Origin of the sequence: Ensifer adhaerens, assembly GCF_000697965.2 — a bacterium.
Classification (GTDB): Bacteria; Pseudomonadota; Alphaproteobacteria; order Rhizobiales; family Rhizobiaceae; genus Ensifer; species Ensifer adhaerens.
In genome coordinates this window covers 3,390,800-3,412,628 of the sequence record NZ_CP015880.1, presented here as the reverse complement: position 1 = coordinate 3,412,628, position 21,829 = coordinate 3,390,800, and the positions used below count along the sequence as shown (strand labels likewise).

Genomic DNA, 21,829 nt, shown 5'->3' with positions numbered 1-21,829 from the left:
GAACAAAAATCATGGCAACAGAAATCCGCGTTCCCACCCTTGGCGAATCCGTCAGCGAAGCGACCGTCGGCACCTGGTTCAAGAAGGTCGGCGACGCCATCAAGGCCGATGAACCCCTGCTCGAACTCGAAACCGACAAGGTGACGATCGAAGTTCCGGCTCCGGCCGCAGGCACGCTCTCTGAAATCGTCGCCCAGGCCGGCGAGACCGTCGGTCTCGGCGCGCTGCTCGGCCAGATCGCTGCAGGTGCCGCTGGCGCCGCAGCGGCCGCTCCGGCTGCTGCCGCCGAAAAGAAGGCCGAGCCGGCTGCTGCCGCTCCGGCTGCCCCGGCCGCTGCTGCAGCACCGGCTGCTTCGTCGATGCCGCCGGCACCGTCGGCTGGCAAGCTGCTTGCCGAAAACAACCTCTCGGCCGATCAGGTCGACGGCTCCGGCAAGCGTGGCCAGGTGCTGAAGGGCGACGTCCTTGCAGCCGTCGCCAAGGGCATCTCGACGCCGGCCGCTTCCGAGCCAGCCAAGGTCCAGGCCCGTGCGCCGTCGACGGCTGAAGACGTCGTTCGCGAAGAGCGCGTCAAGATGACCCGCCTGCGCCAGACGATTGCCCGTCGCCTCAAGGATGCGCAGAACACTGCCGCCATGCTCACCACCTACAACGAGGTGGACATGAGCGCCGTCATGTCGCTGCGCAACAAGTACAAGGACATCTTCGAGAAGAAGCACGGCGTGAAGCTCGGCTTCATGGGCTTCTTCACCAAGGCCGTCACCCACGCGCTGAAGGAAATCCCGGCTGTCAACGCCGAGATCGACGGCACCGACATCATCTACAAGAACTACTGCCACATCGGCGTCGCCGTCGGCACGGACAAGGGTCTTGTGGTTCCGATCGTTCGCGATGCCGACCAGATGTCGATCGCCGAGATCGAAAAGGACATCGGTCGCCTCGGCAAGGCTGCCCGTGACGGCGCGCTGTCGATGGCCGACATGCAGGGCGGCACCTTCACCATCTCCAACGGTGGCGTCTACGGTTCGCTGATGTCTTCGCCGATCCTCAACGCGCCTCAGTCGGGCATCCTCGGCATGCACAAGATCCAGGAGCGTCCGGTCGCCATCGGCGGCCAGGTCGTCATCCGCCCGATGATGTACCTCGCGCTCTCCTACGATCACCGCATCGTCGACGGCAAGGAAGCCGTGACCTTCCTCGTGCGCGTCAAGGAAAGCCTGGAAGATCCGGAACGCCTGGTTCTCGATCTCTGATATCCGGAAACAGCGGGGGCGTCCTTCATGCCCCCGCCGTTCGCCGTCCGCGATCACGCGCGGCGAAAACCGTCTCTGCGGCCTGGCCGGAGAGATTGGCCGTCAGGGCCGATGATGTCGATCCGAACCGCTCCTGCGATTGCGAGGGATGATGGAAGCCGCCGCAGCGTCGACTGAAATCTGGGTGCTTGGCTGGAGCGTGGTGTTCCTGATCGTGCACATCCTGGTGCAGGCGCTGTCGCTCGATCTCGCCGGCGATCTCGGTTTCAAATATCTGCTCGGCCCCCGCGACGAACAGCGCATCGAAGAGCATCGTGGCAGGACGTTTGCTGCGGTCGCTTCGCAACATGCTGGAAACCTATCCGGCCTTCGTTGGGCTTGCGCTCGCCCTGGCGGTGACCGGCAAGACCGGCGGTCTCGGCGCCATCGGCGCAGTGACCTGGCTTCTGGCACGGCTGGCTTACACCGTTCTCTACGCGGCCGGCGTTCCCGTGCTGCGCACCCTCGTCTGGTTCGTGTCGATCATTGCGCTGTTGCTGATGGTCGTCCGGCTCATGGCATAGCATCCTGGCGACAAGGCAAGAGGAGACTGGCATGGCATTCGGACCCGACGTTCCGCCGATCCAGGCGCATATCTGCGTCAAGGACGGGCTTGCCGCCATCGCCTTTTACGCCAAGGCGCTCGGTGCGGTGAATACATTCCACGCGATGGCCGAGGACGGCAAACGCGTCATGCACGCCAATCTGGCGATCTACGGCGGCGAGGTGATGCTGCACGACGAATTCCCCGAATTCGGCGGCAGCGTGCTTTCGCCGAACACGATCGGCGGTACCGGCGTTGCGATCAGCATCAACCTGGCGAAGCCTGCCGATGTCGACGCAGCCTACGACAAGGCGGTGGCCGCCGGGGCATCGACAGTTCTGGAGCCGCAGGATACCTTCTGGCACGCACGCTACGCGCGCATCCAGGATCCCTTCGGCCACGTCTGGGCCTTCAACGCACCGGTCGCAAACCCATGAGCCAGTATTTCTTCGAACTCGCATCGCTGATGGCGATCTTCGCCTTCGCCATCGTCTCGCCCGGCGCAGACCTCGCGATGGTCATGCGCCAGTCGATCGTGCATGGCCGCCGTCCGGCGATCATCACGTCCTTCGGCATCGGCACGTCGCTGATGTTCCATGTGACCTACACGATCCTCGGCCTCGGCCTGATCATTTCGCAGTCGATCTATCTGTTCAACATCGTCAAATGGTGCGGCGTCGCTTACCTGATCTATATCGGCATCAAGGCGCTTCGCGCCGGCCAGACGGAGATCAACGTCGACCACACGGAAGGCAACCGGTCGATCAAGGGCCAGTCGGCGGCCAAGGCCTTCGGCCTCGGCTTTGCCGCCAACGCGCTCAACCCCAAGCCGGTGTTCTTCTTCCTGTCGATCTTCTCGACGGTCGTTCACGCCCATACGCCGATGATGATCAAGTTCGGCTACGGCCTTGTCATGGCGACCTGCCTGATCGCGTGGTTCGTCGGCGTCAGCCTGTTCATGACGACGCCGCGCATGCGTGCTGCGTTTACCCGCGCCAGCAAGTGGATCGACCGCGCCAGCGGCGTGGTCTTCATCGCGCTCGGCCTCAAGCTCGCGACGGAGAAGGCTGCCTGATCATGCGCTCCGGTCGTCTCCTTTCAGCCCTGTTCGGTCTTGCCTTTGCCGCGCCGGCGATTGCCGCCGACTGCAAGCAGTCGCACGCGATCTACGGCGACCGCGACGGAGCCTACGAGCTGCGTTTCGAACCGGTCGGCTCGGCAAGCGCCGCGACCAGCAACCACTTCAAGGTGGCGGTTCTCAAGCCCGGCCTGCTGCTCGATGGCGTCGTCATGCCGGCGGGCGAGCCGGAACGGGCGACCGGGCTGATCATGCACAATTGCCCCGAGGGGGATGCGACCGGCGAGGAACTGCGCGCCTGTACTGTGTGGCAGGGTGTCGTCTACGCGCTCGACAAGGCCGGCGCGATCAGCGAGATCCCGCAAGAGAGCGAGACGGCGGCCGAGCAACTGCTGCTTCCCGACTTCGGTCCGTCGCTTCGCGCTTCGACCGCCTGGGGCAAGGGCAAGGCCGAGGCCGACAGTTGGGATGCCTTCACGTTCAAGGGATGCGCCGCATGAGTGCGAGCCCTGTTCTTCTCGTGACCGGCGGCAGCCGCGGCATCGGTGCTGCAATCTGCCTTGGCGCTGCAAAAGCCGGCTGGCGGGTCGCTGTCAACTATGCGTCGAACCGCGATGCGGCCGATGCGGTTGTCGGCGCGATCGAGCGGGCTGGCGGCACGGCGATCGCAGTTCAGGGCGATGTCGGCTCCGAGGCGGATGTCCAAGCGATCTTTGCTGCCGTCGATTCGGCTTTCGGCCGGCTGGACGGGCTCGTCAACAATGCCGGCATCGTCGGACAGACGGCACGGGTCGACGAGATGTCGCCCGAGCGGCTTGAGCGCATGTTCCGCATCAACGTCACCGGCTCCATCCGCTGTGCAGCGGAAGCCGTCCGGCGCATGTCAACACGATACGGGCACCAGGGCGGTGTCATCGTCAACATCTCCTCGGTTGCCGCCACGCTTGGCTCGCCGGCGCAGTATGTCGATTACGCCGCCTCGAAAGGTGCGATCGACACCTTCACGACAGGGCTTTCGCGCGAGGTCGCGACCGAAGGCATTCGCGTCAACGCGATACGGCCCGGCATCATCGATACCGAGATCCACGCCTCCGGCGGCTTGCCGGACCGGGCGCGTGATCTCGCCTTCACCATACCCGTTCAGCGACCCGGCACGGCCGAGGAAGTCGCTGACGCGGTTCTCTACCTCCTGTCGGATAAGGCGACTTATGTGACGGGGGCAATTCTCAATGTCAGCGGCGGACGGTAACCGTCCTGAAGGAAGGATATTCTAATGGCTTATGATCTCATCGTTATCGGCAGCGGCCCCGGCGGCTATGTCTGCGCGATCAAGGCGGCCCAGCTCGGCCTGAAGGTCGGCGTCGTCGAAAAGCGCGCCACCTACGGCGGTACCTGCCTCAACATCGGCTGCATCCCGTCGAAGGCGCTGCTGCATGCTTCCGAGATGTTCCATCAGGTTGCCCACGGCGTCGACGCGCTCGGCGTCGAAGTCGCGGCACCGAAGCTGAACCTCGAAAAGATGATGGCCCACAAGGACGCGACCGTTAAGGCCAATGTCGACGGCGTCTCGTTCCTGTTCAAGAAGAACAAGATCGACGGCATCCAGGGCACCGGCAAGGTGCTCGGCCAGGGCAAGGTCTCCGTCACCAACGACAAGGGCGAGGAACAGATCCTCGAAACCAAGAACATCGTGATCGCCACCGGCTCCGACGTCGCTGGCATCCCGGGCGTCAAGGTCGATATCGACGAGAAGGTGATCATCTCGTCGACGGGCGGCATCGCGCTCGAGAAAGTTCCGGCCAACATGATCGTCGTCGGTGGCGGCGTCATCGGCCTCGAACTCGGCTCGGTCTGGGCCCGCCTCGGCGCCAAGGTCACCGTTGTCGAGTATCTCGACACGCTTCTCGGCGGCATGGATGGCGAGGTTGCCAAGCAGTTCCAGCGCATGCTCGCCAAGCAGGGCATGGACTTCAAGCTCGGCGCCAAGGTGACCGGCGTCGTCAAGGACGGCAAGGGCGCCAAGGTGACGTTCGAGCCGGTCAAGGGCGGTGACGCCCAGACGCTCGATGCCGATGTCGTGCTGATCGCCACCGGCCGCAAGCCCTACACCGACGGTCTTGGCCTTGCGGAAGCGGGCGTCGTCATGGACCAGCGCGGCCGCGTCGAGATCGACAATCACTTCCAGACAAGCGTCGCCGGCGTCTACGCGATCGGCGACGTCGTGCGCGGCCCGATGCTCGCCCACAAGGCGGAAGACGAAGGTGTTGCCGTTGCCGAGATCCTCGCCGGTCAGGCCGGCCACGTGAACTATGACGTCATCCCCGGCGTCGTCTACACCCAGCCGGAAGTCGCCTCCGTCGGCAAGACCGAGGAAGAACTGAAGGCGGCTGGCGTCGCCTACAAGGTCGGCAAGTTCCCATTCACGGCCAACGGCCGCGCGCGGGCGATGCAGGCGACCGACGGTTTCGTCAAGATTCTGGCTGACAAGGAAACCGACAAGGTGCTCGGCGGCCATATCGTCGGCTTCGGCGCCGGCGAGATGATCCACGAGATCGCGGTTCTGATGGAATTCGGCGGTTCGTCGGAAGACCTCGGCCGCACCTGCCACGCGCACCCGACCATGTCGGAAGCGGTCAAGGAAGCGGCACTTTCGACCTTCTTCAAGCCGATCCACATGTAAGGATCATGCAGGGGGCTGCGATCACGCGGCCCCCTGTTTCCGGCCGCGTTTCTGCGTGCCGGCTGGCCCTTGTGGCCATTGCTCACCTTATCGGCGTCAGCGCCCGCATTGCCGCTATCGGCGTTTCCGGTCGCCAAGCGACCGTATCATTCTTCTGAAGCAGACCTGAGGGCGTGGAAACGCTCCTCGAACTCGCGCCTCAGGCTGCGCCGGGCCTCGGCAGCGCGCTGCCGGCGTTTGCGGTCGGCCGTGTCGGTGACAAGGGTCGGAACCGGAGTCGGGCTGCCGTCGGCATCGACGGCGACCATGGTAAAATAGCAGGAATTGGTGTGGCGGCGCTCGCCGCTCCTGATGTTCTCGGCCTCGACCCGGATGCCGATTTCCATCGAGGTGCGGCCGGCATTGTTGACGGCTGCACGGAAGGTGACGAGCTCGCCGACATGGATCGGCTGGCGGAAGGTGACCTGGTCGACCGAGAGCGTCACGGCATATTGCTGAGAATAGCGCGAGGCACAGGAGAAGGCCACGCGATCGAGGAGATTGAGCAGCGCACCGCCATGGACCTTACCGCTGAAGTTCGCCATATCCGGCGTCATCAGTACGACCATCTCGAGTTCGCGTGTGTCGTAGCTGGTTTCCATTGTCCATCTCCAGATTTTGCAGCGTCCCGCCTGAGTTATGCAGCTTGCCGGAGCGAAGGGAAGGGGTGGAGGGCGGAGGATCTGGAAGAGGGGATGTGACGATTGGCCCGAGGGCTGCGACAAGCGGTCTTCTGTCCAGGCACGGGGGAGGGCGCGATCATGTCTGCAAGGACAGACGACGCGCGCGTCAGGAGGAAAGATGAAACCGAGAGCCGTGGCCATATCGTTGCCGAGCCGGCATCTACCGAATGCCGATTGGGCCGACCGCTTCGAGCTTGCCCTTGATGGCAAGGGCGTGACCGCGGCGGAAGCCGCCGAACGTTCGCTTGGCCGGTCGCCACGATGGGTCCGCATGTTGCTGCGCCTGCGCAACCGCATCGTCTCGATCATCGGCCTGAAGTCGGCGGCGCCGTCCAGCCGTCTGGGACTGATCGGGGCGTTTCCTGTCGTTTCGAAGAGTGATGACGAAGTGGTGCTCGGTTTCGATGACAAGCATCTCGATTTCCGCATCGTCGTCGATGTCCGGGCGGGGTCGGCGGTCAATCAGATCGTCGGCGTCACCACGCTTGTGCGCAGGCACAACACGCTCGGGCGGGTTTACCTCATGGCCGTCACGCCGTTTCACAAGGCGATCGTGCCGACACTTCTGGCGCGGGTGGCAGGTCCCGGCGGTTAAGTCCGGGGTTCAATTTTCAGTCCGGACAAAAGCAGGTCGAGATTGTCGCGTGCGCTGGTGAGGCGCATGGCCGGATCGTCCGCCTCGGCAATCCAGAGCGCCGCATCGGAGAGTGCGCCATTGATCAGCCGCGCCAATGTCTCGGCATTTCCCGGACGTACGACGCCCGCGGCGATCATCGCCGAAAGCCTGGTGGCAAGCGACGCGAGGCATTGGCGCCGGCTCGGTTCCAGCACGCTTGCGCCGAGTACGGCCGGCGCATCCTTCAACACGATCTGTCGGATTTCCGGTTCGAGCGCCATTTCCAGATACAGCCTGCAGCGGCGCACGAAACCGTCCCACGGGACCGGGGTCGCGGAGGCTGCGTCGAGCCGTGCGTCCATCTCGCCGTCCAGAGTCTCCACGACCGCACGCAGCAGGCCCTTCTTGTCGCCGAAATGATGATAGAGCGCGCCACGCGTGAGCCCGGCCAAGGCGGTGAAATCGTCCATCGAAGTCTCCGCATATCCGCGTTGCCTGAACGCTTCCCGGGCGGCGGCGATCAGCTTTGCCTTCGTTTCCGCGATCATGTCGCTGCGCGCGCGCCTTGTCATTTGCAGCTCCTCCTTTTGCATACGGTTCGTATGTTAATTGACATGCGAAGCGTATGTCAATATCACTGCCATACGCAGCGTATGTTAATGACGCGACGCTCAGACATGTATTGCAGGAGTTTTCATGGCCAATCCCTATGCACAGATCTTTGCTGCCAAAGGCACGGTGGGCTTCACCTTGGCGGGATTGGTGTCACGGTTGCCGTTGTCGATGATGGGCATCGGCATCATCACCATGCTGGCCCAGTCCCGCGGCAGCTACGGGCTGGCTGGCGGTGTGGCCGCCGCCTTCACGCTGGCCTCGGCGCTGCTGGCGCCGCAGGTTTCCCGGCTCGTCGATCGCTTCGGCCAGAGCCACGTCCTGCCGGTCGCCGCGGCACTCAGTCTTCTCGGCAGCTCGGCTCTCCTCGTCTTCACCCATTGGCGGGCGCCGGATTGGACACTCTTCGTCTTTGCCATTCTTGCCGGGTGCACGCCCAGCATGTCGGCGATGACCCGGGCGCGATGGACCGAGCTCTATCGCGGCCGTCCGGAGCTGAAGACCGCCTTTTCGCTCGAATCGGTCTTCGACGAGATCTGCTTCATCGTCGGGCCGCCGATCGCCGTGGGCTTAAGCGTCGGCCTGTTTCCCGAGGCCGGACCGCTGGCGGCTGCGGCATGCCTGGCCATCGGGGTCACCGCCTTCGTGCTGCAGAAAGGCACCGAGCCACCGGTCAAGCCGGCCGAGACGATGGCGCCCGGTTCGGTCCTTCGTTACCCGGCGCTGCGCGTGCTGATTGTCGCGCTTGCCGGCATGGGCATCATTGTCGGCACGATCGACGTGGTCAGCGTCGCCTTTGCCGAGGCCGAAGGGCGACCAGCGGCGGCGAGCCTCGTGCTCTCCCTCTATGCCCTCGGTTCCTGCATCGCCGGTCTGGCGTTCGGTGCGGTCCGGATCGGCCTGCCTTTGGCGAAGCTGTTCATGATCGGTGCGGGCATGACCGCCGCCAGCACATTGCCGCTGCTCTTTGCCGACGGGATCGGCAGCCTTGCGACGATGATGTTCATTTCGGGCGTGTTCTTTGCGCCGACGATGATCGTCGCCTTGAGCATCGGCGAAACCGCCGTGCCGCCGTCGAAGCTGACGGAAGGGCTGACCTGGCTGACCACCGGTCTCGGCATCGGTGTTGCGGCGGGCGCGGCGGTGTCAGGCGGCGTGGTCGCGCGCTTCGGCGTTCAGGCCGGCTTCACCATTGCGCTCGCCGCCGGGGCCTTGATCCTTGCCGCAGCGTTCTGGGGTTATCGCCGTCTGTCGTGGATCGAGAGTGATTCTACCACTGCGCGCGCGTCCGAGGTCGTTTCCCGTGCCGGTGCGCAAGGCTGAGAAGGGAGCGTCGTGCCGGCGGGCGCTCGCTGACGGCCGGCCCGTCAGTTGGCGCGCGTGACCGTAAAACCCTGGGCGCGAAGCAGTTCGACCAGACCTTCCTTGCCCGGCAGGTGCAGTGCGCCGACCGCCATGAAGGCGCCGCCGTCCTTGAGGATCGGTTCGGCGCGCGTCGCCATGGTTTTGTTGCGGTCGACGATGATGCGCTGCTCGAAATCGGCATAGCCGAAATCCTCGGCGCTCTTGTCCGAAACGGCTTTCATCATCGGCATGATCATGCCGGTGTCGCCTACGAGATAGAGATCGGTCATCGTCGCGAAGACGTCGTCGATGGTCTTGCCGAGCGCGAGCGTCTCGATGAGGGCGCGTAGATGCAGTTCAGTCGGCAGCGAGTCCATGGCGGCGAGCTGCTCGACCAGCGTTTCCAGCCCCTTCAGCCTCTTGCCCTGACTGACGGCATCCTCGGCGATCTTCTTGTCGAGGAAGGAGGCGCCTGCAGCCTTGCGGCTCATTTCGCAGGCGGGCAGCGCGACGAAGCTCGCGATCATCCAGGGCTTCATGCGGGAAACCAGGGTCAGCGGAATGCCGCGTGCCTTGAGGCCTGTTTCGAGCTGTTCGCGGTCGTCGGGCTTCAGGAAGTCGGCGATCGTCTTGTTGTCCGGAAGCATGGTGAGATCGGGCCGCATCAGGATCGCGGCGGCCGACTTCTTCTCGTCGATGATCTCGTCCGATTCGACGATGACGGTCGAGGCTGCCTCAAAGGCGGCGGGCGCCTCAGTCGGCAGGGCCAGCACGCGCGGATCGGTGACATGCATCGTGCCAAGCAGCCAGGACGGCGCGACACCGTCCTTCTCGATCTTCCAGAAGATGCCCTTGCTGTTCGGGATGGCGGCAGCTTCCGCTTCGAGTGCGGCCAGTTTCGTCGGGTCGGATTTTGCAAGCGCGGTCAGAACATTCGCGCCGCCACATTCGACCTCCGTGGCATCAGCCTCGGCGACGAAGACGAGAGCGACGAGGAGGCAGGCGGCGAGCATGACATGGAGCAGGGCGGCCAGCCAAAGTGCGCCATCGGCGAGCCGCGCAAGCAGGTGCCGCGGCAGGTTTTGCTGAGGTCTCGCAAAGGCGGTCATCGTTCTTCCCTGACAGTCGCATGGTCGATAGTCGACCCTAGGCCCGGGTCGGTCACGGCTTCCTTAACGGGCATGGTTAATCCGCTCTTTCGCCGAAAATCAGGCGCGCGGGTGGGCGCGGTCGTAGATTTCCAGAAGCCGAGCCGAATCGACGCCGGTATAGACCTGGGTGGTCGACAGGCTGGCATGGCCGAGCAGTTCCTGAATGGTCCTGAGATCGCCGCCGCCGGCCAGCAGATGGGTGGCGAAGGAGTGGCGCAGCGCATGCGGCGTTGCCGTCTCGGGCAGGCCGAGCGCCCCGCGCAGCTTCTGCATTTCGCGCTGGATGATCGCCGGCTGCAGCTTGGCGCCGCGCGCGCCCAGGAACAGCGGCGCATCGGCCGCGATCGGATAGGGGCAGAGCTTCAAGTAGGTGGCGACGGCCTCGCGCGCCGCTTCGATCAGCGGCACGATGCGGGTCTTGTCGCCCTTGCCGACGATGCGCAGCGACGAGGGCGCGCCGGCAAATGCTGACGGCGTGAGGCCGAGCGCCTCGGAAATGCGCAGGCCGCAGCCGTAGAGCAGGGTCAGCACCGCTGCGTTGCGCGCCGCGATCCAGGGTTCCTCGGCAAGTTGCGCCTCGGACGTCACGACATTCAGCGCTTCGCGATCGGTGAGCGGCTTCGGCAGGGATTTGGGCTGTTTGGGCGAACGCACCGCAGCCGCACCGGCCGCATTGGCAAGGCCGTTGCGTTCGAGATAGCGCAGGAAGGAGCGAAGCCCGGCCAGCCCGCGGCCGAGCGTGCGGGCGCCGGCGCCGCCCTTGCGACGCTGGGCGAGGAACCCGCGAAGGTCGGCCGGCCTCAGCGTGCGGATATCGGAAAGCCGTGGCGGCCCGGCGAGATGGCCGGTGAGAAATGTCAGGAATTGCCGGGTGTCGCGCTCATAGGCCTCGACGGTATTGTCGGAGAGGCGGCGCTCCCGCATGAGCCCGTCCAGCCAGCGCTGACGCTCGGCAAGTAGCTCGGGATGGCCGATGACGAGGAACTCGTTCATTGTCGTTTTCCTGAGTTTGTCGGTCCGCGACAATGCCCTGACGCATCTTAGGTTTTTGCTAATGCACCCTTGGAATCTGTCATCCTTCGATCATATAGAATTGCGATGGTCAGCCGCAAACAAACGGATCGGACTATGGCGGGACGGGATTCGGTGAACGGATTCGCGCATTTTGCAGAAGTAATCACCCTGGTCTCCCAGGGGCAGCCTGGCCACATCGTCGATACCCTGATCGCCGAGCGTGGCCAGCGGATCGTCAAGAGCCCGCTATGGCCGCTGATGCGGCCCTTTCTCTACACGTTGCTGAACTATCGCAAGGCGCACGAGTTCGCCGATGCCGTCGCCAATATGCCGGGATTCCAGGCCTTCGAGCACCTGAGCTCGCTGCTTTCGCTGGAGGTGCGGGTCGACCGGGCCGAGCGCATTCCCGCCAAGGGCGGCTTCCTGCTCGTCAGCAACCACCCGACCGGCATTGCCGATGGGATCGCCGTTTTCGACCTCTTGAAGAGCCGGCGGCCGGACATGATGTTCTTCGCCAATCGCGACGCCATCCGCGTCAATCCGCGCTTCGTCGAAATGGTCATCCCGGTCGAATGGCGCGAGGAACACAAGAGCAAGCTGAAGGCGCGTGAGACGCTGCAGGTGACCAACCGGGCGATCGGCGAGGGTAAGGCGACGGTGCTCTTCCCCTCGGGACGCATCGCCTACTGGGCCGAAGGATGTCTCAACGAGCGGCCATGGAAGACATCGGCCGTGGGCTTTGCGCGCAAATACGGCCTGCCGATCCTGCCGGTGCATATGAGCGCCCGCAATTCCGGCCTGTTCTACTGGTTCGCCAAATGGTCGACCGAGCTGCGCGACATGACCGTGTTCCACGAACTGCTGAACAAGAAGGGCGATCTTTTCGACTTTCGCATCGGCAACCTCATCCCGCCGGAGGCGCTGGAAGGTGAAACGGGCGAGGTGACGAAGGCGCTCGAACGACACACGGTCTTCGATCTGGCGCTGGATGCCGACGCGGCCTTCAAGCCCCGGCTGCAAACGGCGGCCGCGCTCTAGCGACTGTCGTGGCTTACGGAAACGCTGGCGGGCTTCACCCCGCGCGGCGGATCGGCTAGGTCTGAGCCATGCAGCTTCAATCCATGTTTGCCGAAAACTACCGTTCGCTGAGGTCGATCCGCATGGATCTGACCGGGGTCAACCTGTTCATCGGCGAAAACGGCGTCGGCAAGTCCAATCTCTACCGGGCGCTTCAACTCGTGCAAGCCGCCACGCGGGGCACTTTGGCGCGCGAGATTGCCGAAGAGGGCGGAATGTCGTCGGCGCTCTGGAGCGGCCGCCGGCGTGCCGACAAGCCGGCGCGCATAAGGCTCGAAACCGAGCTTCTGGACGAGGAGCGGGCCATCACCTTCCGCTACCGCATCGAGGCCGGGCTGCGTCCGCCGAAGGCTGCGGCCGGGTTCGCCTATGAGCCACAGGTCAAGGAAGAGGAACTGACGGTCGAAACCGGCCGCCGCCCGGTGACGATGATGAAACGCGTGGGCCCCGGCATCTTCGTGCGCGGCGAACGCGGGCGGATGGAGGATTATCCGGAGCAGGCGCTGACGTCCGAAACGGCGATCTCGCTGCTCGGCGATGCCGGCCATTATCCGGAGGTCGGCACCTTCCGCCGAGCGGTCGAGCAGTGGCGCTTCTTTCACGGCTTCCGCACCGATCGCGATTCGCCGTTGCGGCTGCCCTGCCTTGCGGTGACCGCGCCGATGCTCGACGAGACCGGCGTCAATATGGCGGCCGTCTTTGCAACGCTCCGCCACACGCGCGAGGACACGGTCGATCTCGACCGGGCCATTGCCGATGCGTTCGGCGGCGCTTACCTCGATGTTCCCGAACCTGGCCAGTTCGCCGAATTTTCGCTGGTCTTTCCGGATTTTCCCAACAGACCGTTTTCGCCGCGCGAGCTTTCCGACGGCCAGATGCGTTTTCTGGCGCTGGCGGCCGCACTGCTTTCCTATCGCCGGCCGCGCTTCATCGCGCTCAACGAACCGGAGACGAGCCTGCACCCGGACATGCTGCCGGCGCTTGCCGACATGATCGCCAGCGCGTCGCGCGAAAGCCAGATCTGGATCGTCACCCATTCGGAGCGGCTGGCGCAGGAAGTGCGTCAACGCTCGGGCATTCGTCCGCGGCGAGTGATCCGCAAGGACAGCGCCACCTGGATCGACGGCATGCGGCTGACAGGGCTGATGGACGATGACGAGTAGGCAACAAAAAAGCCCGGCGCGGTGGCCGGGCTCTTTCTGAACTTTCCTGAAAGTATCAGGCGATCTTCTGGCCGGTCTTGGCCCAGTCGGCCAGGAAGGTTTCGAGGCCCTTGTCGGTCAGCGGGTGCTTGACCAGCGCCTTCAGCGTTGCCGGCGGTGCGGTGACGACGTCCGCGCCGATGAGGGCGGCTTCCTTGACGTGGTTCACGGTGCGGATCGAAGCTGCAAGGATTTCGGTCTCGTAGCCGTAGTTGTCGTAGATGTGGCGGATCTCGCGGATCAGGTCCATGCCGTCAAACGCGATGTCGTCGAGGCGGCCGACGAAAGGCGAGACGAAGGTCGCGCCGGCCTTGGCGGCGAGCAGCGCCTGGTTGGCCGAGAAGCACAGCGTCACGTTGGTCTGATGACCGTCAGACGTCAGCGCCTTGCAGGCCTTGAGGCCGTCGAGCGTCAGCGGCAGCTTGATGCAGATGTTGTCGGCGATCTTCGAGAGAACGGCGGCTTCCTTCATCATCTCGGCGTATTCGGTTGCGGTCACTTCAGCCGAAACCGGGCCTTCGACGATGCCGCAGATTTCCTTGGTGACTTCCGTGATGTCACGGCCCGACTTCAGGATCAGCGACGGGTTGGTGGTGACGCCATCGAGAAGGCCGAGATCGTTCAGCTCACGGATTTCCTTGACGTCGGCGGTATCAACGAAAAATTTCATGGGGTCACTCCCTTGGGGCACGATTGCCGTTCGGCGCATATCTACCGGGGAGGAATTCCGTTGGCAGAGATCGCGCGCGTTGAAACTCTGGTGGAACCGTGACAAACCCTGCGGCCTGCAAGGCTGCGGTTCGCAGCGCAGTTTTCTTTAACCGAAACACGTGGCAAGGTCACGGCAAAATGACTCGCGATTCAACCGATTTATTCGGCGATTTGCTCGGGCCCGTTTCGGCCCGTCGCGTCGTGCCGGTCCTGGTGCCCTTGCCGGCGCCGAAAGCCTATTCCTATGCGGTTCCCGACGGCATGGCGGTCGAACCGGGCTCGATCGTGCAGGTGCCTCTGGGCCCCCGTCTCGTCGTCGGCGTGGTCTGGGATGGCGATGATGACGGGAGCGTCGATGCCAAGAAACTTAAGACGATCGAGAAGGCTTTCGACTGCCCGCCGCTGACGCGCGACATGCGGACCTTTCTCGATTGGGTGGCCGCCTATACCGTCACGCCGCCGGGGCTGGTGGCGCGTATGGCGCTCCGCGCACCGGCGGCGTTCGATCCTGAACCGATGGTGGAGGCACTGCGTCTCACCGAGATGCGGCCGGAGCGCATGACGGCTGCGCGCGAGCGCGTAATCGCTGCCGCCAGTGACGGTTTTTCCTGGACGCGCTCGGGGCTGGCGCATGCCGCCGGCACGTCATCGAGTGTGATCGAAGGGCTAACCCAGCAAGGCGTATTCGAGACCGTCTTCATGGCGCCGCCGCCTGTCGTCGCCTTGCCAGATCCCGATTTCACCGCGCCCCGGCTCGAAGGCCCGCAGAAGGATGCGGCCGCCGATCTGCTGGCAGCGGTAGAGGAGGGCGGCTTCTCGGTGTCGCTCATCGACGGCATCACCGGATCCGGCAAGACCGAGGTCTATTTCGAGGCGATCGCTGCGACCCTTCGCGCCGGCAAGCAGGTGCTGATCCTGCTTCCCGAAATCGCGCTGACGTCGAGCTTCCTCGAGCGCTTCCAGGATCGTTTTGGCGCCAAGCCCGCCGAGTGGCATTCGGACTTGGCTCCCCGCACCCGCGAAAAGGTCTGGCGCCAGGTGACGACAGGCACCGTCCGCGTCGTGGCCGGCGCCCGCTCGGCGCTGTTCCTGCCCTTCGAGGAACTGGGCCTCATCATCGTCGACGAAGAGCACGACCCCGCCTACAAGCAGGAAGATCGCGTCTTCTACAATGCGCGCGACATGGCGGTCGTTCGTGGTCGCATCACCGGCTTTCCCGTCGTGCTCGTCTCGGCGACGCCGTCGCTCGAAAGCCGGGTCAATGGCGATGTCGGCCGTTACAAGCCGATCCACCTGCCGACCCGTTTCGGCGATGCGGCGCTGCCGCGGCTCGGCGTCGTCGACATGCGTCAGCACCCGCCGGCACGCGGCGGCTTTCTGTCGCCGGTGCTCTTGAACCAGGTCGGCAAGGCGGTCGAGCGTGGCGAACAGGCGTTGCTCTTCCTCAATCGTCGCGGCTACGCACCGCTGACGCTCTGCCGCGTCTGCGGCCATCGCTTCCAGTGCCCGGATTGTTCGAGCTGGCTCGTCGAGCATCGCTTCCGCGGGCAGATCCAGTGCCACCAGTGCGGCTACTCCGAGCGCACGCCGGAAGCCTGCCCGGAATGCGGCACGCTCGATCATCTGGTGGCCTGCGGGCCGGGGGTCGAGCGCATCGCCGAAGAGGTGGAGCGGCATTTCCCCGAGGCGCGCACCATCGTGCTTTCTTCCGACCTGATGGGCGTCAAACGGTTGAGGCTGGAGCTTGAAGCCATCACGCGTGGCGAAGCCGATATCGTCATCGGCACGCAACTCGTCGCCAAGGGACATAACTTCCCCCTGATGACACTGGTCGGCATTGTCGATGCGGATCTGGGTCTTGCGAACGGCGATCCGCGTGCGGCGGAGCGGACCTTCCAGCTGCTCTCGCAGGTGACGGGTCGTGCGGGCCGAACGGGTCTCAAAAGCCTCGGCTTGCTGCAGACCTATCAGCCGCAGCATCCGGTGATGCAGGCGATCGTTTCCGGCGATGCCGACGCCTTCTACGACCGCGAGATCGCCGAGCGCGAGAAAGCGCTGCTGCCGCCTTTTGGCCGGCTTGCCTCGCTGATTGTTTCGGCCGACACGCGCCAGGATGCCGAGGGCCACGCGCGCGGCTTGCGGATGGCCGCCCCCCGCACCGAGGGTATCAGTATTCTCGGTCCGGCCGAGGCGCCGCTGGCGCTGGTGCGCGGGCGGCATCGCTTCCGGCTGCTGGTGCATGGCCGGCGTAACAGCGACATGCAGGCCTTCGTCAAGGCGATGATCGCCGCCGGTCCCAAGGAGCGCGGCTCGATCAGCGTCCAGCTCGACATCGATCCGCAGAGCTTCCTGTAGTTCAAGTTTCCTGTGATCGCCGCATTCTGAAGCCCGTGGGCGATTCACAACCGGGGCGACATGCGCTAGAGGTCAGGGACGCATTGCTCCGGCCGACGACGGGGCAGCATGACAACGGGCTCATCTGCGGGAACGGGCATGGAGTTTTATATTCCGACGGAAACCGGCGAGTTCCTCGCCTTCTGCGCGGCGGCGGTAGCAGCGTTGATCGGCGTCGTCATGCTGTTTGCTCCGCGGCTGACCTTTCGCGCAGCCGGCATCGGTATTGCCGAGGGGCGGCGCGGCGGCCTTGCCGAGGCGCGCTCGACCATGGGCGGCATGCATGTGGGGCTCGGTCTTGCCGCCATTCTGCTCGCCCAGCCGATGGTTTATCTCGCTGTCGGCGCGGCCTTTGCGCTCGCCGCCTTCGGCCGAATCCTCTCGATGATGAGCGACAACGGCAGCACGCTCTACAACTGGGCGGCGCTCATCGTTCAGGCGGCACTCGCCATCCTTCCGCTCGCCTATGTCTTCGGCATGATCTGATTGCGATTGCGGGCTTCCCCGCGATTCACAGCGCAGGACCGAATTTACGGCAAAATTCGGCCAAAGGTGGCCGACTTATGCCGCATTCCTGCCCTTCGCGTGTTGCGAGTCCAAACATCCTATGCTAGACGAACCGCGAATTGCGGGGGAAGTGGGTCGCCAGGCCTCGATATCCTGCAAATTATTGCAGCAAATTCAAGATTTTAAGTTGACGGCCCACCGCCAGCGCAGTTCTTGGATGAAATTGAGAGAAGCTTGTGCCCGTGGCAGACACATCCCAGCTTATTTCCGGTGTTGCAGAAAGATATGCGTCCTCGCTTTTTGAACTCGCGCTCAGCGCCGGTTCGGTCGAGGCAGTCGGTGCGGATCTTACCCGCGTCCAGGCCCTGATCGACGGCAGCGACGATCTGAAGCGGCTGATCGCCAGCCCGGTCTTTTCTGCAGACGACCAGTTCAAGGCCATTTCGGCAGTTGCCGCGAAGGCTGGCATCTCCGGGCTCGTCGGTAACTTCCTCAAGGTCGTTGCCCGCAATCGCCGCCTCTTCGCGCTGCCGGGCATGATCAAGGCGTTCCGCCTGATCGCCGCGCGCCATCGTGGTGAAATTTCCGCCGACGTCACGTCGGCCCATGCGCTCTCCGCGGCGCAGGAAACTGAATTGAAGGCGACGCTGAAGAGCGTCACCGGCAAAGACGTGGCGGTCAACGTCACCGTCGACCCGTCTATTCTTGGAGGTCTGATCGTCAAGGTCGGGTCCCGCCAGATTGACACTTCCCTTCGCACCAAACTCTCTACCCTTAAGCTTGCACTGAAAGAGGTCGGCTGATGGATATCCGCGCCGCGGAAATTTCCGCAATTCTCAAAGATCAGATCAAAAATTTCGGCCAGGAAGCAGAAGTCTCCGAAGTCGGTCAGGTGCTTTCCGTCGGTGACGGTATTGCCCGCGTCTACGGCCTCGACAATGTCCAGGCAGGCGAAATGGTCGAATTCCCGGGTGGAATTCGCGGCATGGCGCTGAACCTCGAAGCCGACAACGTCGGTGTCGTTATCTTCGGTTCGGACCGCGACATCAAGGAAGGCGACACCGTCAAGCGGACTGGCGCCATCGTGGACGTTCCGGTTGGTCCGGAACTGCTCGGCCGCGTCGTCGACGCGCTCGGCAACCCGATCGACGGCAAGGGCCCGATCAACGCCAAGCAGCGCTCGCGCGTTGACGTCAAGGCTCCGGGCATCATTCCGCGCAAGTCGGTGCATGAGCCGATGTCGACCGGCCTCAAGGCCATCGACGCCCTCATCCCGGTTGGCCGTGGCCAGCGCGAACTCGTCATCGGCGACCGCCAGACCGGCAAGACCGCGATCATCCTCGACACGATCCTCAACCAGAAGGCCATTCACGACAATGGTCCGGAAGGTGACAAGCTGTATTGCGTCTACGTCGCAATCGGCCAGAAGCGTTCGACCGTTGCCCAGTTCGTGAAGGTTCTGGAAGAGCGTGGCGCTCTGCAGTACTCGATCATCGTTGCTGCGACCGCTTCCGACCCGGCTCCGATGCAGTACCTCGCACCGTTCGCCGGTTGCGCGATGGGCGAATACTTCCGTGACAACGGTAAGCATGCCCTGATCGGCTACGACGACCTGTCGAAGCAGGCTGTTTCCTACCGCCAGATGTCGCTCCTGCTGCGCCGCCCGCCGGGCCGCGAAGCTTACCCCGGCGACGTTTTCTACCTGCACTCCCGTCTGCTCGAGCGCGCTGCAAAGCTGAACGACGACATGGGCGCTGGCTCGCTGACGGCTCTGCCGGTCATCGAAACGCAGGGTAACGACGTTTCGGCGTTCATCCCGACCAACGTGATCTCGATCACCGACGGCCAGATCTTCCTCGAAACCGACCTGTTCTACCAGGGCATCCGTCCGGCCGTTAACGTCGGTCTGTCGGTTTCGCGCGTCGGCTCGGCTGCGCAGATCAAGGCGATGAAGCAGGTTGCCGGCTCGATCAAGGGCGAACTCGCCCAGTATCGCGAAATGGCCGCCTTTGCGCAGTTCGGCTCGGACCTCGACGCCGCTACGCAGCGCCTGCTGAACCGCGGTGCCCGCCTGACCGAACTCCTGAAGCAGCCGCAGTTCTCGCCGCTGAAGACGGAAGAACAGGTCGCTGTCATCTTCGCAGGCGTCAACGGTTACCTCGACAAGCTGCCGGTCAACCAGGTCGGCAAGTTCGAGCAGGGCCTGCTTTCGTACATGCGTTCGGAAGGCAAGGACATCCTGGAAACCATCCGCAAGGACAAGGCGATCTCCGACGACGTCAAGGGCAAGCTGAAGGCTGCAATCGACAGCTTCGCCAAGTCTTTCGCCTGAGCGGATTTCATTTAGGACGGATAACGGATGCCTTCACTTAAGGATCTGAAGAACCGGATCGCCTCCGTCAAGGCGACGCAGAAGATCACCAAGGCGATGAAAATGGTCGCCGCGGCGAAGCTTCGGCGCGCGCAGGAGGCGGCCGAGGCCGCCCGGCCTTACTCGCAGCGTATGGCTGCCGTTCTCGCCAACATCGCCCAGGCGGTTGGCGCGGACGACAGCGCGCCTGCGCTGATGACCGGAACCGGCAAGGACGATACGCACCTTCTGGTCGTCTGCACGGCTGAACGCGGCCTTTGCGGCGGCTTCAACTCGCAGATCGCCCGTCATGCCCGTGACCACGTTCGCAAGCTGCTTGCAGCCGGCAAGACGGTCAAGATCATCTGCGTCGGCAAGAAGGGCTTCGATATTCTGCGCCGCGAATACGCGTCGCTGATCATCGATCGTGTCGACCTGCGTGAGGTCAAGAAGATCGGCTTTGAAAACGCCGACCAGATTGGCCACAAGATCATCGCGCTCTTCGAAAAGGGCGAGTTCGATGTCTGCACGCTGTTCTATTCTGAGTTCAAGTCCGTTATCGCCCAGATTCCGACGGCTCAGCAGCTGATCCCCGCTTCGGCCGGCCCGGTCGCAGCGGAAGCATCGGATGCTTCGGCTGTCTACGAATATGAGCCGGACGCGGGCGCGATCCTCAGCGATCTCATTCCGCGCAACATTTCGGTGCAGATCTTCCGGGCCTTGCTCGAGAACGTCGCCGGCGAAATGGGCGCCAAGATGAGCGCGATGGATAACGCGACGCGCAATGCTGGTGAGATGATCAACAAGCTGACGCTGAACTACAACCGTCAGCGCCAGGCTCAGATCACCAAGGAACTCATTGAAATCATCTCGGGCGCGGAAGCGCTCTAAGGTCACGAGAAGAGGGTAAGGATTATGGCTAAGGCAGCTACCCCGAAAGAAACCGCAGCGGAGAAGAAGCCCGCTGCACCGAGGAAGGCAGCTTCCGCCAAGACCGCAGCAGCAGCCGCAACCGGCGCTGTCGGTCGCGTAACGCAGGTCATCGGCGCCGTCGTCGACGTCGCGTTCGATGAAGGCCAGCTTCCGCAGATCCTGAACGCGCTGGAAACCGACAACAACGGTAACCGCCTCGTTCTCGAAGTCGCACAGCACCTCGGCGAAAACGCCGTCCGTACGATCGCCATGGACTCGACCGAAGGTCTCGTCCGCGGCCAGTCGGTCACCGACACCGGCGCACCGATCACGGTTCCGGTTGGCGACGAAACGCTCGGCCGCATCATGAACGTCATCGGCGAGCCGGTTGACGAAGCGGGCCCGCTCGTCACCTCGGGCAAGCGCGCCATCCACCAGGAAGCGCCGTCCTACGTCGAGCAGTCGACGGAAGCGCAGATCCTCGTCACCGGCATCAAGGTCGTCGACCTTCTCGCTCCTTACGCAAAGGGCGGCAAGATCGGCCTCTTCGGCGGCGCAGGCGTCGGCAAGACCGTTCTCATCATGGAACTGATCAACAACGTCGCCAAGGCGCACGGTGGTTACTCGGTGTTTGCAGGCGTGGGTGAACGTACCCGCGAAGGCAACGACCTTTACCACGAAATGATCGAGTCCGGCGTTAACAAGCACGGCGGTGGCGCAGGCTCCAAGGCTGCCCTCGTGTACGGCCAGATGAACGAACCGCCGGGCGCCCGCGCTCGTGTCGCTCTGACGGGTCTGACGATCGCTGAAGACTTCCGCGACAAGGGCCAGGACGTTCTGTTCTTCGTCGACAACATCTTCCGCTTCACCCAGGCAGGTTCCGAAGTGTCGGCTCTGCTCGGCCGTATTCCGTCGGCCGTGGGTTACCAGCCGACGCTGGCGACCGACATGGGTCAGATGCAGGAACGCATCACCACGACGACCAAGGGCTCGATCACCTCGGTTCAGGCCATCTACGTTCCGGCCGACGACTTGACCGACCCGGCACCGGCAACCTCGTTCGCCCACCTGGACGCAACGACCGTTCTGTCGCGCTCGATCGCCGAAAAGGGTATCTACCCGGCCGTTGACCCGCTCGACTCGACCTCGCGCATGCTCGACCCGATGATCGTCGGCGAAGAGCACTACGAAGTGTCGCGTAAGGTGCAGACGACCCTGCAGCGCTACAAGGCGCTCCAGGACATCATCGCCATCCTGGGCATGGACGAACTGTCTGAAGAAGACAAGCTGGCCGTTGCCCGCGCTCGTAAGATCGAACGCTTCCTGTCGCAGCCGTTCTTCGTCGCCGAAGTCTTCACGGGTTCGCCGGGCAAGCTCGTCGCTCTCGAAGACACGATCAAGGGCTTCAAGGGCCTGGTCAACGGCGAGTACGACCACCTGCCGGAAGCTGCCTTCTACATGGTTGGCTCGATCGAAGAAGCGATTGAAAAGGCCAAGAAGCTGGCTGCCGAAGCCGCTTGATAGCACTGTTAAGCCTCGGCGCTGCACAAGCGCCGAGGCTTTCATCCTGTCCTTTCGCAAGGATAGGGAAGACATGCACAGCCGCCTCTCAGGTGGCGCGCC

At 63.8% G+C, this 21,829-nt stretch carries 23 protein-coding genes; 17 read left to right on the top strand and 6 right to left on the bottom strand.

The window, feature by feature from the left end; translation table 11 throughout:
- Positions 1-11: 11 nt before the first annotated feature.
- Entirely contained in the window at positions 12-1,253 is a 1,242-nt protein-coding gene (odhB, locus tag FA04_RS16600; RefSeq protein WP_034802554.1) for a 2-oxoglutarate dehydrogenase complex dihydrolipoyllysine-residue succinyltransferase, read from the top strand.
- 25 nt (positions 1,254-1,278) lie between these two features.
- On the opposite strand, the gene FA04_RS36565 is transcribed toward odhB, so the two are convergent.
- On the bottom strand, positions 1,279-1,566 hold the full coding sequence (locus FA04_RS36565; protein ID WP_335667551.1) for a hypothetical protein: 288 nt from the start codon (positions 1,564-1,566) through the stop codon (positions 1,279-1,281).
- A gap of 1 nt (position 1,567) precedes the next feature.
- Here FA04_RS36565 and FA04_RS36560 point away from each other — a divergent pair, with 1 nt between their 5' ends.
- The 6 genes from FA04_RS36560 to lpdA are packed head-to-tail and all read left to right on the top strand — an operon-like array spanning position 1,568 to position 5,594.
- On the top strand, positions 1,568-1,816 hold the full coding sequence (locus tag FA04_RS36560) for an MAPEG family protein (RefSeq protein ID WP_335667549.1): 249 nt from the start codon (positions 1,568-1,570) through the stop codon (positions 1,814-1,816).
- Between the two features lie 31 nt (positions 1,817-1,847).
- A complete protein-coding gene (locus FA04_RS16590; RefSeq protein ID WP_034802552.1) occupies positions 1,848-2,273 on the top strand; it encodes a VOC family protein in 426 nt (141 codons plus the stop codon).
- Positions 2,270-2,911 carry a LysE family translocator gene (locus tag FA04_RS16585; RefSeq protein WP_034802549.1) on the top strand — a complete coding sequence of 214 codons (642 nt, stop codon included), beginning with the start codon at positions 2,270-2,272 and terminating at the stop codon, positions 2,909-2,911. The genes FA04_RS16590 and FA04_RS16585 overlap by 4 nt, the downstream gene beginning before the upstream one ends.
- Before the next feature lie 2 nt (positions 2,912-2,913).
- Positions 2,914-3,414 (top strand): hypothetical protein, encoded by a 501-nt coding sequence (locus FA04_RS16580; protein WP_034802547.1) that lies wholly within the window; start codon positions 2,914-2,916, stop codon positions 3,412-3,414.
- Positions 3,411-4,163, top strand: a complete 753-nt coding sequence (locus FA04_RS16575; RefSeq protein WP_034803090.1) for an SDR family oxidoreductase — start codon at positions 3,411-3,413, stop codon at positions 4,161-4,163. The genes FA04_RS16580 and FA04_RS16575 overlap by 4 nt, the downstream gene beginning before the upstream one ends.
- Positions 4,164-4,187: 24 nt before the next feature.
- Positions 4,188-5,594 (top strand): dihydrolipoyl dehydrogenase, encoded by a 1,407-nt coding sequence (lpdA, locus tag FA04_RS16570; RefSeq protein ID WP_034802544.1) that lies wholly within the window; start codon positions 4,188-4,190, stop codon positions 5,592-5,594.
- Positions 5,595-5,740: 146 nt separating this feature from the next.
- Here the strand turns inward: lpdA and FA04_RS16565 are convergent, their stop codons facing one another.
- On the bottom strand, positions 5,741-6,235 hold the full coding sequence (locus FA04_RS16565) for an acyl-CoA thioesterase (RefSeq protein ID WP_034802542.1): 495 nt from the start codon (positions 6,233-6,235) through the stop codon (positions 5,741-5,743).
- Positions 6,236-6,434: 199 nt separating this feature from the next.
- Between FA04_RS16565 and FA04_RS16560 the strand changes: the two genes are divergently transcribed.
- Positions 6,435-6,911 carry a DUF2867 domain-containing protein gene (locus FA04_RS16560; RefSeq protein ID WP_034802540.1) on the top strand — a complete coding sequence of 159 codons (477 nt, stop codon included), beginning with the start codon at positions 6,435-6,437 and terminating at the stop codon, positions 6,909-6,911.
- Here FA04_RS16560 and FA04_RS16555 read toward each other — a convergent pair.
- Positions 6,908-7,504 (bottom strand): TetR/AcrR family transcriptional regulator, encoded by a 597-nt coding sequence (locus tag FA04_RS16555; RefSeq protein ID WP_034802538.1) that lies wholly within the window; start codon positions 7,502-7,504, stop codon positions 6,908-6,910. The genes FA04_RS16560 and FA04_RS16555 overlap by 4 nt on opposite strands.
- Before the next feature lie 124 nt (positions 7,505-7,628).
- Here FA04_RS16555 and FA04_RS16550 point away from each other — a divergent pair, with 124 nt between their 5' ends.
- A complete protein-coding gene (locus FA04_RS16550; RefSeq protein ID WP_034802536.1) occupies positions 7,629-8,867 on the top strand; it encodes an MFS transporter in 1,239 nt (412 codons plus the stop codon).
- Positions 8,868-8,911: 44 nt separating this feature from the next.
- On the opposite strand, the gene FA04_RS16545 is transcribed toward FA04_RS16550, so the two are convergent.
- On the bottom strand, positions 8,912-9,997 hold the full coding sequence (locus FA04_RS16545; protein ID WP_034802533.1) for a TraB/GumN family protein: 1,086 nt from the start codon (positions 9,995-9,997) through the stop codon (positions 8,912-8,914).
- Between the two features lie 99 nt (positions 9,998-10,096).
- Positions 10,097-11,032, bottom strand: a complete 936-nt coding sequence (locus tag FA04_RS16540) for a tyrosine recombinase XerC (protein WP_034802532.1) — start codon at positions 11,030-11,032, stop codon at positions 10,097-10,099.
- A gap of 135 nt (positions 11,033-11,167) precedes the next feature.
- On the opposite strand from FA04_RS16540, the gene FA04_RS16535 reads away from it, so the two are divergent.
- Together FA04_RS16535 and FA04_RS16530 are read left to right on the top strand one after the other, a co-directional pair.
- Positions 11,168-12,091, top strand: a complete 924-nt coding sequence (locus FA04_RS16535; protein WP_034802530.1) for a GNAT family N-acetyltransferase — start codon at positions 11,168-11,170, stop codon at positions 12,089-12,091.
- A gap of 68 nt (positions 12,092-12,159) precedes the next feature.
- Positions 12,160-13,293 (top strand): AAA family ATPase, encoded by a 1,134-nt coding sequence (locus FA04_RS16530; protein ID WP_034802522.1) that lies wholly within the window; start codon positions 12,160-12,162, stop codon positions 13,291-13,293.
- A 55-nt stretch (positions 13,294-13,348) separates the two neighbouring features.
- Here FA04_RS16530 and fsa read toward each other — a convergent pair whose 3' ends face one another.
- Positions 13,349-14,002, bottom strand: a complete 654-nt coding sequence (gene fsa, locus FA04_RS16525; protein WP_034802519.1) for a fructose-6-phosphate aldolase — start codon at positions 14,000-14,002, stop codon at positions 13,349-13,351.
- A gap of 179 nt (positions 14,003-14,181) precedes the next feature.
- Here fsa and FA04_RS16520 point away from each other — a divergent pair, with 179 nt between their 5' ends.
- The 6 genes from FA04_RS16520 (at position 14,182) to atpD (ending at position 21,727) form a co-directional block, all read left to right on the top strand.
- Positions 14,182-16,398 (top strand): primosomal protein N', encoded by a 2,217-nt coding sequence (locus tag FA04_RS16520; protein WP_034802515.1) that lies wholly within the window; start codon positions 14,182-14,184, stop codon positions 16,396-16,398.
- A 138-nt stretch (positions 16,399-16,536) separates the two neighbouring features.
- A complete protein-coding gene (locus FA04_RS16515) occupies positions 16,537-16,923 on the top strand; it encodes an AGROH133_08824 family phage infection protein (RefSeq protein WP_034802512.1) in 387 nt (128 codons plus the stop codon).
- Between the two features lie 257 nt (positions 16,924-17,180).
- Entirely contained in the window at positions 17,181-17,747 is a 567-nt protein-coding gene (locus FA04_RS16510; RefSeq protein WP_034802509.1) for a F0F1 ATP synthase subunit delta, read from the top strand.
- The gene (atpA, locus tag FA04_RS16505; RefSeq protein ID WP_034802507.1) at positions 17,747-19,276 is read left to right on the top strand and encodes a F0F1 ATP synthase subunit alpha; all 1,530 of its coding nucleotides are present in this window, start codon (positions 17,747-17,749) and stop codon (positions 19,274-19,276) included. The genes FA04_RS16510 and atpA overlap by 1 nt, the downstream gene beginning before the upstream one ends.
- 27 nt (positions 19,277-19,303) lie before the next feature.
- Positions 19,304-20,185, top strand: coding sequence for a F0F1 ATP synthase subunit gamma (locus tag FA04_RS16500; protein WP_034802504.1), 882 nt, complete (start codon positions 19,304-19,306; stop codon positions 20,183-20,185).
- Between the two features lie 24 nt (positions 20,186-20,209).
- Positions 20,210-21,727, top strand: a complete 1,518-nt coding sequence (gene atpD / locus FA04_RS16495; RefSeq protein WP_034802502.1) for a F0F1 ATP synthase subunit beta — start codon at positions 20,210-20,212, stop codon at positions 21,725-21,727.
- Positions 21,728-21,829: the final 102 nt, after the last annotated feature.